Raw genomic sequence first — 11,379 nt, 5'->3', positions numbered from 1 at the left:
CGAACTCAGCATAGCCCCCTGGAAGGAGTCTCCATGTCCCTGAGCGAAAAACAGAAAATGCTGGCCGGCCAGCTCTACCACGCTGGGTGCCCTGAGCTGCAGGCCGAGCAGATCGCCAACAAGCACTGGATGCACCGCTACAACAACAGCGCCGACCTGCTCAACGATGCCCGCCACGGGCTGTTGGTCGCGCACTTCGCCCATGCGGGCAGCGGTGCGGTGATCCGCCCGCCGTTCTACTGCGACTATGGCTACAACATCAGTGTCGGCGCCAATACCTTCATCAACTTCAACTGCGTGATCCTCGACGTGCTGCCCGTGCGCATCGGCGAAGACTGCCAGATCGGCCCGGCGGTGCAGATCTATACCGCCGACCACCCGCTCGACCCCGAAGTGCGCCGCACGGGGCTCGAAAGCGGGCGGCCGGTGACCATCGGCGACAACGTGTGGATCGGTGGCGGGGCGATCATCCTGCCGGGGGTGACCATCGGCGACAATGCGGTGATCGGCGCCGGCAGCGTGGTGACCCGTGACGTGCCGGCGGGCGCGATCGCGGTGGGCAACCCGGCGCGAGTGCGTCAGCCGGCCCAGGGGCAATAGCAGCCCTGGGCCAGGGTGTTGGACGCATTGACCGAACGGCCCTCGAGCAGTGCCTTGAGGATCGGCTCGACGAAGCTGTTGCTGGCATTGCACACCGCGCCTTCGCTGTAGGGGCCGAAGTAGGCCAGGCGGCCTTCCCGGTCCCAGATCGCCACGGCGGGCGAGGCGGGGATCCGTTCGCTGCCGGGTAACAGGGCCAGGGGCTTGAGGCCGGTGAGGTTGGCCGGCAACTGACCGTGGCTGCCGGCTTTCTGCACGACATGGAAGCTCACGCCCTGGGGTGCGAAGTGTTCGACCAGTTCACCCAGGTGTTGCTGGTTGCCGACGTTACAGGGGCAGGCAGGGTCCCAGAAATGCACGACCCGGATCGGCCCTGGGCCGGCGAGCTCTGGTGGCAGCTGCAGTTGGCCGCCTTCGAACAGTGTGGCCTGGTTGTCGAAGGGGCGCAGGTAGCGGGCCTGGAAACTCGCGTAGGCCCACCAGAGGGCGGCGGTGCAGAGCAACAGCGCGAGGGTGGTCAGCAGGGTTTTCCGGATAGGCATGGTGTGTTCGCATGGCTGTGGGGCGCCGCAGGCCCGTAGAAAGCGGTCTAGCTTGCCACGATGCGACCCAGGGCTGAATATCACAGGTCAATACTCGCTTTGCCGTGGATGTACCGATGCCTGCCTCTTTTCACCCTGACCTGCTGCGCGCCAGCCTCTGGCCCTTGGCCGACCGCCAACCGTTGTCGCCCCAGGCGCGGGAGTACCAGCATTATTACGGTCTGGACCTTCCCGCACGGCAAAGCTGGCTGGGCGTGTTCCAGGCGGCGGGGTTCGAGCTGGTGGGGCAGGTGTGGTTGCCGCAGCAACCGGTGGCGACCCTGTTTCTGCTGCATGGCTACTACGACCACATGGGCCTGTACTGCCATGTGGTCGAATGGGCCTTGCAACAGGGCTTCGCGGTGATCAGCTGCGACCTTCCCGGGCATGGGTTGTCCAGCGGTGAGCGGGCCAGCATCGCCGACTTCGGCATCTATCAGCAGATGCTCGATGCCTTGTTCGAGCAGGCGCGTACGCTCGACCTGCCGCGACCCTGGCACCTGTGTGGGCAAAGTACTGGCGGGGCGATCGTGGTCGATCACCTGCTGCACCGGGGCGAGCAAAGCCCGGCCGATGGCCAGGTGATCCTGCTGGCGCCCCTGGTGCGGCCCCGGGCCTGGCATTGGTCCAAGCTCAGCTATTGCGTGCTGCGCCACTTCGTCAACGGCATCGAGCGGCGCTTCAGCGAAAACAGCAACGACCCGGCCTTCCTGCCGTTCCTCGAAGCCGACCCACTGCAGCCACGCCAGCTACCCACTGCCTGGGTCGGTGCCCTGGTGGCCTGGGTCAAGCGTATAGAGGCCGCACCGCGCAGCCAGCGGCGGCCGTTGATCGTACAAGGGGAGGCGGATGGCACGGTGGACTGGCCCTACAACCTCAAGGTGCTCAAGGCCAAGTTCGCCGACCCGCAGATCCTGCTGCTGCCCGAGGCCAGGCATCACCTGGCCAACGAACTGCCGGGAATCCGCCAGCGCTACTTCGCCTTCCTCGACCAGCGCCTGGGTTGACTCAGTTCAGGTCGGCAGCGTTCTGGCCGACGGCCAGGCCCGCGCGCACGGCGGCGATGGCAGCCTTGTAATAGGCCTGGCCGTCGGCCGATTCGGCGAAGGTGGCGAACTCTTCCAGTTCGGTGTCGGAGAGGTCGCGATAGACATACAGCAGGGTATTGTTGAGGTCTTCGCCGATCTGCTGCATCAGGCGTTGCCGCTGGCCATCGAGCAGGCCTTGGGCCTGGCCTGCGCCGAACAAGCCGGGCAGCATCGAGCTCAGGCTGTCGGCCGCCACGCCGGCAATCGCCAGGCTGACCTCGGCACCGGCCTCCCGAGCCGGCAGGGCCTGGGCCAGGTGGCCGATGATCAACAGGCGGTTGTCACTTGCCTGGATCTTCGGCAGGCCCTTGGCATGCTTGGCCAGTTGGTCCTTGCGTGTGGCCAGCAGTTCGGCGGCCACCACCTTGCGCCCCAGGGGCGACTGGAAAAAGGCCAGTGCGGGCGACGGGTTCGGCAGGTTGGCGCGCAATTGCGCCTGGGCCCGGCGGTCGATGGCCTGGGCCTGGAAGCGTTGGTTGCTGTTGTTGACCAGCGCCTGGTAGACAGCCGGAGGCAGGCTGTTCTTGTAACGCTGCTGGGCGGCGCTCACCGCGTCGGTGAAGTGGGCGCGCTGGTCGGGCCAGCCGGCGGCCTTGTACAACTGGTCGAGGCTGTCTGCCCAGACAGGCATGGTGCAGCACATCATCAGCAGCAGGGAAAACAAACGGCGCATTCAGGACTCCTGTCGGCAGGCCGCTATTGTCCGTGGCGCGGCGGGGCTTTGTCGAGACGCCGATGACGGTTGGCGGCCAAGTGGCGCTGTCGGTTTTCATGGCGAGTGGATACTATGCGTCATCATCTCTCTCTTGAGTATCCGATGCTTTCCAACATTGTCGATGAGCTGGCCAACCACGGTTGGAGCCGGCAACCCTTGTTTGTGCCTGCTGCACTGACTCGCGTCTTGGCGGCCGAGTGTCGACAACGTTCTGCCGAGGGCGAGCTGAGCCCTGCCAGTGTGGGCCGCGGCATCGGGCAGGAGGTGCGCGAAACGATCCGTGGCGACCATATCCAATGGATCGAGCCGGGCCAGTCCGAGGCCTGCGACCGCTACCTGGACATCATGGAAGGCCTGCGCCAGGCATTGAACCAGGGCCTTTACCTGGGGCTCGAAGATTTTGAATGCCACTTCGCGTTGTACCCCCAGGGCGCGTTCTACCGTCGCCATCTCGATCGCTTTCGCGACGACGACCGGCGCGCGGTGTCGGTGGTGCTCTATCTGAACGAAAATTGGCAACCCGAGGATGGAGGGCAATTGCGCATGTTTCTCGCCGATGGGGTGGAGCACGACGTGCAACCGGAAGCGGGCACTCTGGTGGTGTTCCTGTCGGGCGACATCCCCCACGAAGTATTGCCGGCTGGGCGCGAGCGCCTGTCCTTGACCGGCTGGTTCCGTCGCCGTGGCAACGACCTGTTCTGAGTCGGCCAAGGTCCTGGTCAGCGCCTGCCTGCTGGGGCAGCCGGTGCGCTACGACGGGCGCGACAGTGGCCACCCCGACTTGCTGCAGCGCTGGCAGGCCGAAGGGCGCGTGGTAGCGCTTTGCCCGGAGATGGCCGGCGGCCTGCCGACACCGCGCCCGCCTGCGGAAATTCCGGGTGGGCAGGGCGGGGCTGTGCTGGATGGCCAGGCCCAGGTCGTGACGGTGGCTGGAAGCGATGTCAGCGCAGCGTTCTTGGCGGGTGCACGGCAGGCCCTGGCCTTGGTCCGCCAGTATGGCATCCGGGTGGCAGTGCTCAAGTCGGGCAGCCCGTCCTGTGGCAACCGGTTGACCTATGACGGGACGTTCAGCGGGGTGAAGGTCGCGGGTGAAGGCGTGACCACGGCACTGCTGCGGCGCGAAGGGGTGCAAGTGTTCAGCGAGCTGGAGTTGGACGCTGCGCAGCGGGCGTTGGCTGACTTGGAGAATTGAGGCGGCTGTACGGCCAATCGCCGGCAAGCCGGCTCCCACAGGTATGGCGGTGTTGCTAAGGACAGCGCAGTGCAGTGGGAGCTGGCTTGCCGGCGAAAGGGTCGGGCAGGGTTACTGGCCAGCGGCCGTCTCTCGTGCACCCTTGAGCCACTTTTGCTCCAGCGCCGCCAGCCGGCCGTCGTCCTTGAGCCGTTGCAGGGCGTTGTTCACTGCGGTTTCGAAGGCCGGGTTGTCTTTCTGGAACGGAATCACCCGGGCCTCACTGCCGTAAGGCTCGCTGACGGCCAGTTGCGAGGCCTGCTCGGGCTTGGGTTGGTCGAGCGCGATGTCGAACTTGCCGCTCTCCACACCCGGGATCGCTTCTTCTGCAGGGGCTTCGATGAACTCGGCGCGTACGTCCAACTCCTTGGCCAGTGCCTGGCCCAGCTCCACGTCGAAGCCGGTCAGGTGTTCGTTCTCCTTGAACGCGTAGGGCGGTGTATCCGCTTGCACGGCTATGCGCAGTTCGCCCCGGTCGTTGACCTCGTCTATCAGTTCGGCCTGGGCCAGTGGACTGATCGCAAGTGCCAGCAATATGCCAATGCTCAACCGCATGAATGCCCCCATTCTTGTTTGGCAGATGAATTCGATGCCGCAGCTTTGTGCCATGCCGCGGTCACGGTGCAGGCTATGACCTCCACTCGCTTCCAATGTTTAGCTGCAGTCCAAATATTTCTGGCCACCGCCGACGAGACCTTTGCACACAATTGAACTATGTTGTTCTAGCGCCGCCGTTCGCCTATGGACAGTGGTCAATGGAAGTGAAACACAGGAGAAGTGAATGAACAGCCTATTTTCGCGTGCTGCCGTTGCCGGCCTGCTGATGGGGGCGTCGGTTTTGGCCAGCGCCGCGGATGCCCTGAAGAGCCAGGAGCCGCCTCAGGGCGCCAAGGTCTTCATCGTTGCCCCTGCCGATGGCGCCACCGTCGACAAGACCTTCACGGTCAAGTTCGGCATCGAAGGCATGGGGCTCAAGCCTGCAGGCGACCAGACGCCGCATACGGGCCATCACCACTTGCTGGTGGATGTAGACAAGGCACCTCTGACCGACCAGCCGTTGCCCACCAGCCTGATGCCGGAAAACAACGCCCCGCTGCCGGCCGGCCCACAAGTGCTGCACTTCGGTAAGGCCCAGACCGAGGCCACCATCACCCTGACACCGGGCAAGCACACCTTGCAGCTGGTGCTGGGCGACATGTACCACGTGCCGTTCAAGCCGAGCGTCGAGTCGCAGAAGATCACCGTGACCGTGAAGTAACGGCTGGAAACTTCGCGGATTTACCCGCAAAGCAGGCGCCACTGAACGCACAGGCGAAAAAAAGGGAGGCCACCCGGGCCTCCCTTTTTCATGCAGCGGTATCGCTTAGAACAGCACGCGGGAACGGATGGTGCCCTTGACCTGCTGCAGCTTTTCCTGCGCCAGGTCGGAGTACTCGGCATCCACGTCGATGACCACGTAACCGACTTTCTCGTCGGTCTGCAGGAACTGGCCGGAGATGTTGATACCGTTTTCGGCGAACACTTTGTTGATCTCGCTGAGCACGCCCGGGATGTTTTCATGGATGTGCAGCAGGCGGTGCTTGCCAGGGTGCGCCGGCAGGGCGACTTCCGGGAAGTTGACCGACGAGACGGAAGTGCCGTTGTCGCTGTACTTGACCAGCTTCTCAGCCACTTCCAGGCCGATATTGGCCTGGGCTTCGGCAGTGGAACCACCGATGTGCGGGGTCAGGATCACGTTGTCCAGGCCACGCAGCGGGCTTTCGAACTGCTCGTCATTGGAGCGTGGCTCGACCGGGAACACGTCGATGGCGGCGCCGATCAGGTGCTTGTCCTTGATGGCGGCAGCCAGGTGGTCCAGCTCGACCACGGTGCCACGGGCAGCATTGATCAGGATCGAACCCTTCTTCATCGCGCGGATTTCCTTCTCGCCGATCATCCACTGGGTGGACGGCAGCTCAGGCACGTGCAGCGAGACGATGTCGGCCAGGCCCAGCAGCTCGTGCAGGCTGGTCACCTGGGTGGCGTTGCCCAGCGGCAGCTTGGTCAGCGGGTCGTAGAAGTACACCTGCATGCCCAGGCTTTCGGCCAGGACCGACAGCTGGGTGCCGATCGAGCCGTAGCCGACGATGCCCAGCTTCTTGCCACGGATCTCGAAGGAGTTGGCTGCGCTCTTGATCCAGCCACCGCGGTGGCAGGAAGCGTTCTTCTCGGGGATGCCGCGCAGCAGCAGGATGGCTTCGGCCAGCACCAGCTCGGCGACGGACCGGGTATTGGAGTAGGGGGCATTGAACACGGCGATGCCGCGCTCGCGAGCCGCGGCCAGGTCGACCTGATTGGTGCCGATGCAGAAGCAGCCGACTGCAACCAGCTTCTTCGCGCAGTCGAAGATCTCTTCGGTCAGCTGGGTGCGGGAGCGAATGCCGATGAAATGGGCGTCGGCGATCTTTTCCTTCAGCTCGGCTTCCGGCAAGGAACCAGTGAGGTATTCGATGTTGGTGTACCCGGCAGCCTTGAGGGTATCGACCGCATTCTGGTGCACACCTTCAAGAAGAAGGAACCTGATCTTGCTCTTGTCGAGAGAAGTCTTGCTCATCTGCGTAAACCTGTATCCCGGAGAAAAAATGGCAGGGGGTAAAGCGGCGCGGCGTCGGCCTTAGCACGAACGGCGGGAGCGCTATGCTAGCATACGCGACAGAAACTGAGCTTATCCCGACAGGTGAAGAGTGCTCAGGGTGACTATGAATAGTTCGAGAGTTCTACCGATGACCCACACAGCGGTACTTGATGAGCTGATGACCCTGGTCGACCCGAGCAAGGTCCTCACCGACCCGGCTTCGCTCGAGGCCTACGGCAAGGACTGGACCAAGCACTATCCACCGGCACCCTCGGCGATCGTCTTCCCGCGTTCGATCGAGCAGGTGCAGGCCATCGTCGCCTGGGCCAACCGCCACAAGGTCGCACTGGTGCCTTCGGGCGGGCGTACCGGCCTTTCCGGCGCCGCAGTCGCCGCCAATGGCGAAGTAGTGGTGGCCTTCGACGCCATGAACAAGATCCTGGACTTCAACGCCTTCGACCGTACCGTGGTGTGCCAGCCGGGCGTGGTCACTCGCCAGCTGCAACAGTTCGCCGAGGAGCACGGGCTTTACTACCCGGTTGACTTCGCCTCGTCCGGCTCCAGCCAGATCGGCGGCAACATCGGCACCAATGCCGGCGGGATCAAGGTCATTCGCTACGGTATGACCCGTAACTGGGTCGCTGGCATCAAAGTGGTGACCGGTAAGGGCGAGCTGCTCGAGCTGAACAAGGACCTGATCAAGAACGCCACCGGCTACGACCTGCGCCAGCTGTTCATCGGCGCCGAGGGCACGCTGGGCTTCGTGGTCGAGGCGACCATGCGCCTGGACCGTGCCCCGCGCAACCTCACCGCGATGGTCCTGGGCACCCCTGACTTCGACTCGATCATGCCGGTGCTGCACGCCTTCCAGGGCCGGCTCGACCTCACCGCCTTCGAGTTCTTCTCCGACAAGGCGCTGGCCAAGGTCATGGGGCGCGGCGACGTGCCGCCGCCGTTCGAGACCGATTGCCCGTTCTATGCCTTGCTGGAGTTCGAGGCCAGCAATGAGGACGTGGCCAACGAAGCCCTGGCCACCTTCGAGCACTGCGTCGAGCAGGGTTGGGTCCTCGATGGGGTGATGAGCCAGAGCGAGACCCAGTTGAAGAATCTGTGGAAGCTACGCGAGTACATCTCCGAGACCATCTCCCACTGGACGCCTTACAAGAACGACATCTCGGTCACTGTCTCCAAGGTACCGGCGTTCCTGCGCGACATCGACGCCATCGTCGGCCAGCACTACCCGGATTTCGAAGTGGTCTGGTACGGCCATATCGGCGACGGCAACCTGCACCTAAACATCCTCAAGCCTGACCACATGGCCAAGGACGAGTTCTTCGCCCGCTGCGCCACGGTGAACAAATGGGTGTTCGAGATCGTCGAGCGCTACAACGGCTCGATCTCCGCCGAGCACGGCGTGGGCATGACCAAGCGAGACTACCTGGGCTACAGCCGCTCTCCCGCCGAAATCGTCTGCATGAAGGCGATCAAGGCGGTATTCGATCCAAACGGCATCATGAATCCGGGTAAGATCTTCGCTCCTGAATAAAAAGCAGTATCCAGAGGAGTCGGCCATGAGTTACCAGCACCAATACCTAGACGGCACGCGCATCCACTTCCCGCTGGGCAAGGTGGTCTGCATCGGCCGTAACTATGCCGAGCACGCCAAGGAGCTGGACAACCCCATTCCCAGCGAGCCGCTGTTGTTCATCAAGCCGGGCAGTTGCGTGGTCCCTCTGGAAGGTGGCTTCAAGATCCCCAACGACCGCGGCGCGGTGCATTACGAGGCCGAGATCGCAGTATTGCTGGGCAAGCCGCTGTCCACCCACCCGTCCGAGGAAGAGGTGCGCGACGCCATCTCCGGGTTCGCCCCGGCCTTGGACCTGACCCTGCGCGACGTGCAGGCCAGGCTCAAGGAAAAGGGCCTGCCATGGGAGCTGGCCAAGAGCTTCGATGGCGCCTGCGTACTGCCGCCGTTCGTGGTCGCCGACAGCTTCGAGGACCTGACCGACATCGGCATCCGCCTGTCGATCAATGGCCAGGTGCGCCAGGACGGCAACAGCGCCCTGATGCTCAACCCCATCGTGCCGATCATCCAGCACATCGCGGCGTACTTCTCGCTGCAGCCGGGCGATGTGATCCTTACCGGTACGCCGGCGGGTGTGGGCCCGCTGGAAGTCGGAGATGAGCTGGTGCTGGAGTTGCCGGGGGCGAGCCGGTTCGAAAGTCGGGTGCTCTGAACTGCGTATGGCTTGAGGTTTTTGGGGCCGCTGTGCGGCCCTTTCGCGGCACAAGGCCGCTCCTACAGGCGCGGCCGGACATGGTCCTGTAGGAGCGGCCTCGTGCCGCGAAAGGGCTGCAAAGCAGCTCCCATCGACGATTTGCCATTTTTTTCACAAAGCATCTGGATAATCCTGCCGATCACCTTCATCCGCCGGCGTTATGGAGAACTTCGGCAATCTATCCAGGAAGCATCGTCGATGGCCGTCTCCCCCAGCGCTCCCGTTCCTCCCCTGCACAAACGCAGCATCGTCCGGCGCTGGCAGCTCTGGCTCGGCCTGGCCGTGGTGCTCGGCTACGGCCTGTCGGTGATCATGCATTGGGATGACCGCGGCCTGCTGTGGCTCAAGGAAGGCATGGAGAGCAAGGCCGAGCGGGTGGAAAGCGTCTGGTTACCGGACTACGTGGCGGATATCGAGGCCAGGGTCCTGCCGGGCATGTCCGACGACGAGCCGTCGGACCTGGCGTTCAACCCTCTGACCCGTACCCTGTTCGCTGTGATGGGCAACAACCCCTTCCTCGTCGAGTTGAACCTCGACGGTGAGGTGCTGCGCAAGATGCCGCTGGTGGGCTGGGACAACCCGGAGGGCGTCGCCGTATTGGCCAACGGCCAGCTGGCGATCGTCGACGAGCGCAAGCACGACCTGACCCTGGTGACCGTGGATGCCCATACTGCCAGCCTGAATCATGCCGACTACCCGCACTACGACCTGGGCAAGTCAGCCAACAAGAACAAGGGCTTCGAGGCCATCGCCTGGGATCCGGCGCACCAGCGGCTGCTGATCGGCGAGGAGCGCCCACCGAAGCTGTATACCTGGGCCACCGACGGCAAGAGCCCGTTGACCGGTGACAAGCAGGCGCTGCCCAGCGATGAGCTGGACCTGCGCAACCTCTCGGCGCTTGGCGTAGACCCTCGCACCGGCCACGTGCTGGTGCTGTCCGCAGACTCCAACATGCTGCTCGAGCTGGATGAAAAAGGTGAGCAGGTCAGCTTCATGACCCTGTTGGGGGGCTTCAACGGGCTCGAGCGTACCATTCCGCGCGCCGAAGGCGTGGCCATGGACGACCAGGGCACGCTGTACATGGTGAGCGAACCTGACCTTTTCTACCGATTCAGAAAAAACTGAGGCGGCCCGTCGTTTTTTCAGTAGTGGCATTAAGCTTTATTTCAGCTGATTCGTGGTTAGATTCGTCATTCTTTTGTCGAGTCTGCTCCCATGCGCCGCCGCCCACGTCTTTTTCGCTTCCTGGTCTTGCTCTTGGCTGGAGGGCTGCTGCTCGTCGGGCTTGCGGCACAGGAGTTTCGCCTGTTCGAGCGTGGCTGGTTCAACCTGCGCACCTGGTGGCAACCCGCTGAGCTGAGCATGGGGCTCGATCGCTACCAGGTCGTGGTGGAGGGGCAGCCCATCGAAGGGCTGGACGATGACATCTCGGCGCTGACCTACGACCCGGACCGCAAGAGCCTGTTCACCGTCACCAATGCCCGTTCGGAACTGATCGAGCTTTCCCTGGACGGGCGCATCCTGCGCCGTGTGCCGCTGACCGGCTTCGGCGACCCCGAGGCCGTCGAGTACGTGGGGCCCAACAGCTATGTGATCACCGACGAGCGCCAGCAGCGGTTGATCCGCGTGCGCCTGGACGACGACACACTGTTTCTCGACGCCAACGATGCCGAACAGCTCACGCTGGGCATTGGCCTAAACGGCAACAAGGGCTTCGAGGGCCTGGCCTACGACTCCGTGGGCAAGCGCCTGTTCGTGGCCAAGGAGCGCGATCCCATGATGATCTACGAGATCCACGGGTTCCCCCACGACAAGCCCGAACAGCCCTATGCCGTGCATGTGGTGCAGGACCGCAAGCGTGATTCGCGATTGTTCGTGCGTGACCTGTCGAGCCTGCAGTTCGATGAGCGCAGCGGCCACCTGCTGGCGTTGTCGGACGAGTCGAGGCTGGTGCTGGAGCTGGATGTGAAGGGGCGGCCGTTGAGCACCCTGTCGTTGAACAAGGGCTTCCAGGGCCTCAAGCGCAGCGTGCCGCAGGCCGAGGGCATCGCCATGGACGATGCCGGGACCATCTACCTGGTCAGTGAGCCGAACCTGTTCTACGTGTTCAAGCAACCAGCAGATTGATACGTCCATTGTAGGAGCGGCCTTGTGCCGCGATCGGGCGCGAAGCGGCCGTAAAACTTGCCACCTCGGTAACCCAGACAGACCGAGATTTCAGGGTTTACGGCCGCTTCGCGCCCGATCGCGGCACAAGGCCGCTCCTACAGG

Annotated in this window: 13 protein-coding genes; 9 read left to right on the top strand and 4 right to left on the bottom strand. The window is 63.6% G+C overall.

What is annotated here, in order from left to right; translation table 11 throughout:
* The first annotated feature begins 33 nt into the window (after nucleotides 1-33).
* Nucleotides 34-600, top strand: coding sequence for a sugar O-acetyltransferase (locus ACNFCI_RS02085; protein WP_084853722.1), 567 nt, complete (start codon nucleotides 34-36; stop codon nucleotides 598-600).
* Here the strand turns inward: ACNFCI_RS02085 and ACNFCI_RS02080 are convergent.
* Nucleotides 579-1,142, bottom strand: a complete 564-nt coding sequence (locus ACNFCI_RS02080; protein ID WP_368828790.1) for a DUF6436 domain-containing protein — start codon at nucleotides 1,140-1,142, stop codon at nucleotides 579-581. The genes ACNFCI_RS02085 and ACNFCI_RS02080 overlap by 22 nt on opposite strands.
* A 116-nt stretch (nucleotides 1,143-1,258) precedes the next feature.
* On the opposite strand from ACNFCI_RS02080, the gene ACNFCI_RS02075 reads away from it, so the two are divergent.
* Nucleotides 1,259-2,188: an alpha/beta hydrolase gene (locus tag ACNFCI_RS02075; RefSeq protein ID WP_368828791.1), complete on the top strand. Its 930-nt coding sequence runs from the start codon at nucleotides 1,259-1,261 to the stop codon at nucleotides 2,186-2,188.
* A 1-nt stretch (nucleotide 2,189) separates the two neighbouring features.
* Here ACNFCI_RS02075 and ACNFCI_RS02070 read toward each other — a convergent pair whose 3' ends face one another.
* Nucleotides 2,190-2,942 carry a DUF2059 domain-containing protein gene (locus ACNFCI_RS02070; protein WP_084853727.1) on the bottom strand — a complete coding sequence of 251 codons (753 nt, stop codon included), beginning with the start codon at nucleotides 2,940-2,942 and terminating at the stop codon, nucleotides 2,190-2,192.
* A gap of 114 nt (nucleotides 2,943-3,056) precedes the next feature.
* Here ACNFCI_RS02070 and ACNFCI_RS02065 point away from each other — a divergent pair, with 114 nt between their 5' ends.
* Nucleotides 3,057-3,686, top strand: coding sequence for a 2OG-Fe(II) oxygenase (locus ACNFCI_RS02065; protein ID WP_084853729.1), 630 nt, complete (start codon nucleotides 3,057-3,059; stop codon nucleotides 3,684-3,686).
* Nucleotides 3,667-4,176 (top strand): DUF523 domain-containing protein, encoded by a 510-nt coding sequence (locus ACNFCI_RS02060; protein WP_368828792.1) that lies wholly within the window; start codon nucleotides 3,667-3,669, stop codon nucleotides 4,174-4,176. The genes ACNFCI_RS02065 and ACNFCI_RS02060 overlap by 20 nt, the downstream gene beginning before the upstream one ends.
* Nucleotides 4,177-4,287: 111 nt before the next feature.
* Here ACNFCI_RS02060 and ACNFCI_RS02055 read toward each other — a convergent pair whose 3' ends face one another.
* Nucleotides 4,288-4,770: a substrate-binding periplasmic protein gene (locus ACNFCI_RS02055; RefSeq protein ID WP_084853733.1), complete on the bottom strand. Its 483-nt coding sequence runs from the start codon at nucleotides 4,768-4,770 to the stop codon at nucleotides 4,288-4,290.
* A 226-nt stretch (nucleotides 4,771-4,996) separates the two neighbouring features.
* Between ACNFCI_RS02055 and ACNFCI_RS02050 the strand changes: the two genes are divergently transcribed.
* A complete protein-coding gene (locus tag ACNFCI_RS02050; RefSeq protein ID WP_084853734.1) occupies nucleotides 4,997-5,473 on the top strand; it encodes a DUF4399 domain-containing protein in 477 nt (158 codons plus the stop codon).
* Nucleotides 5,474-5,578: 105 nt separating this feature from the next.
* Here the strand turns inward: ACNFCI_RS02050 and serA are convergent, their stop codons facing one another.
* Complete coding sequence (serA, locus tag ACNFCI_RS02045; RefSeq protein ID WP_084853736.1) at nucleotides 5,579-6,808, bottom strand: phosphoglycerate dehydrogenase; 1,230 nt, start codon at nucleotides 6,806-6,808, stop codon at nucleotides 5,579-5,581.
* A gap of 169 nt (nucleotides 6,809-6,977) precedes the next feature.
* On the opposite strand from serA, the gene ACNFCI_RS02040 reads away from it, so the two are divergent.
* From ACNFCI_RS02040 to ACNFCI_RS02025, 4 genes are all read left to right on the top strand, one after another.
* Nucleotides 6,978-8,375 (top strand): FAD-binding oxidoreductase, encoded by a 1,398-nt coding sequence (locus ACNFCI_RS02040; protein ID WP_084853737.1) that lies wholly within the window; start codon nucleotides 6,978-6,980, stop codon nucleotides 8,373-8,375.
* 25 nt (nucleotides 8,376-8,400) lie between these two features.
* Nucleotides 8,401-9,066: a fumarylacetoacetate hydrolase family protein gene (locus ACNFCI_RS02035; protein ID WP_368828793.1), complete on the top strand. Its 666-nt coding sequence runs from the start codon at nucleotides 8,401-8,403 to the stop codon at nucleotides 9,064-9,066.
* Nucleotides 9,067-9,306: 240 nt separating this feature from the next.
* Nucleotides 9,307-10,233: an SdiA-regulated domain-containing protein gene (locus ACNFCI_RS02030; RefSeq protein ID WP_368828794.1), complete on the top strand. Its 927-nt coding sequence runs from the start codon at nucleotides 9,307-9,309 to the stop codon at nucleotides 10,231-10,233.
* A gap of 90 nt (nucleotides 10,234-10,323) precedes the next feature.
* Nucleotides 10,324-11,235 (top strand): SdiA-regulated domain-containing protein, encoded by a 912-nt coding sequence (locus ACNFCI_RS02025; RefSeq protein ID WP_368828795.1) that lies wholly within the window; start codon nucleotides 10,324-10,326, stop codon nucleotides 11,233-11,235.
* Nucleotides 11,236-11,379 lie beyond the last annotated feature (144 nt).

Source organism: Pseudomonas sp. NY15356, assembly GCF_048068175.1.
Taxonomy (GTDB): Bacteria; Pseudomonadota; Gammaproteobacteria; order Pseudomonadales; family Pseudomonadaceae; genus Aquipseudomonas; species Aquipseudomonas putida_K.
The sequence above is the reverse complement of the archived record's forward strand: the minus strand, read 5'-3'. Positions and strand labels throughout refer to the sequence as shown.

Bases quoted from the DNA above. Each gene is read 5' to 3' on its own strand.
- ACNFCI_RS02085 (WP_084853722.1), top strand. From the start codon at position 34: ATGTCCCTGAGCGAAAAACAGAAAATGCTGGCCGGCCAGCTCTACCAC.
- ACNFCI_RS02080 (WP_368828790.1), bottom strand. From the start codon at position 1,142: ATGCCTATCCGGAAAACCCTGCTGACCACCCTCGCGCTGTTGCTCTGC.
- ACNFCI_RS02075 (WP_368828791.1), top strand. From the start codon at position 1,259: ATGCCTGCCTCTTTTCACCCTGACCTGCTGCGCGCCAGCCTCTGGCCC.
- ACNFCI_RS02070 (WP_084853727.1), bottom strand. From the start codon at position 2,942: ATGCGCCGTTTGTTTTCCCTGCTGCTGATGATGTGCTGCACCATGCCT.
- ACNFCI_RS02065 (WP_084853729.1), top strand. From the start codon at position 3,057: ATGCGTCATCATCTCTCTCTTGAGTATCCGATGCTTTCCAACATTGTC.
- ACNFCI_RS02055 (WP_084853733.1), bottom strand. From the start codon at position 4,770: ATGCGGTTGAGCATTGGCATATTGCTGGCACTTGCGATCAGTCCACTG.
- ACNFCI_RS02050 (WP_084853734.1), top strand. From the start codon at position 4,997: ATGAACAGCCTATTTTCGCGTGCTGCCGTTGCCGGCCTGCTGATGGGG.
- serA (WP_084853736.1), bottom strand. From the start codon at position 6,808: ATGAGCAAGACTTCTCTCGACAAGAGCAAGATCAGGTTCCTTCTTCTT.
- ACNFCI_RS02040 (WP_084853737.1), top strand. From the start codon at position 6,978: ATGACCCACACAGCGGTACTTGATGAGCTGATGACCCTGGTCGACCCG.
- ACNFCI_RS02035 (WP_368828793.1), top strand. From the start codon at position 8,401: ATGAGTTACCAGCACCAATACCTAGACGGCACGCGCATCCACTTCCCG.
- ACNFCI_RS02030 (WP_368828794.1), top strand. From the start codon at position 9,307: ATGGCCGTCTCCCCCAGCGCTCCCGTTCCTCCCCTGCACAAACGCAGC.
- ACNFCI_RS02025 (WP_368828795.1), top strand. From the start codon at position 10,324: ATGCGCCGCCGCCCACGTCTTTTTCGCTTCCTGGTCTTGCTCTTGGCT.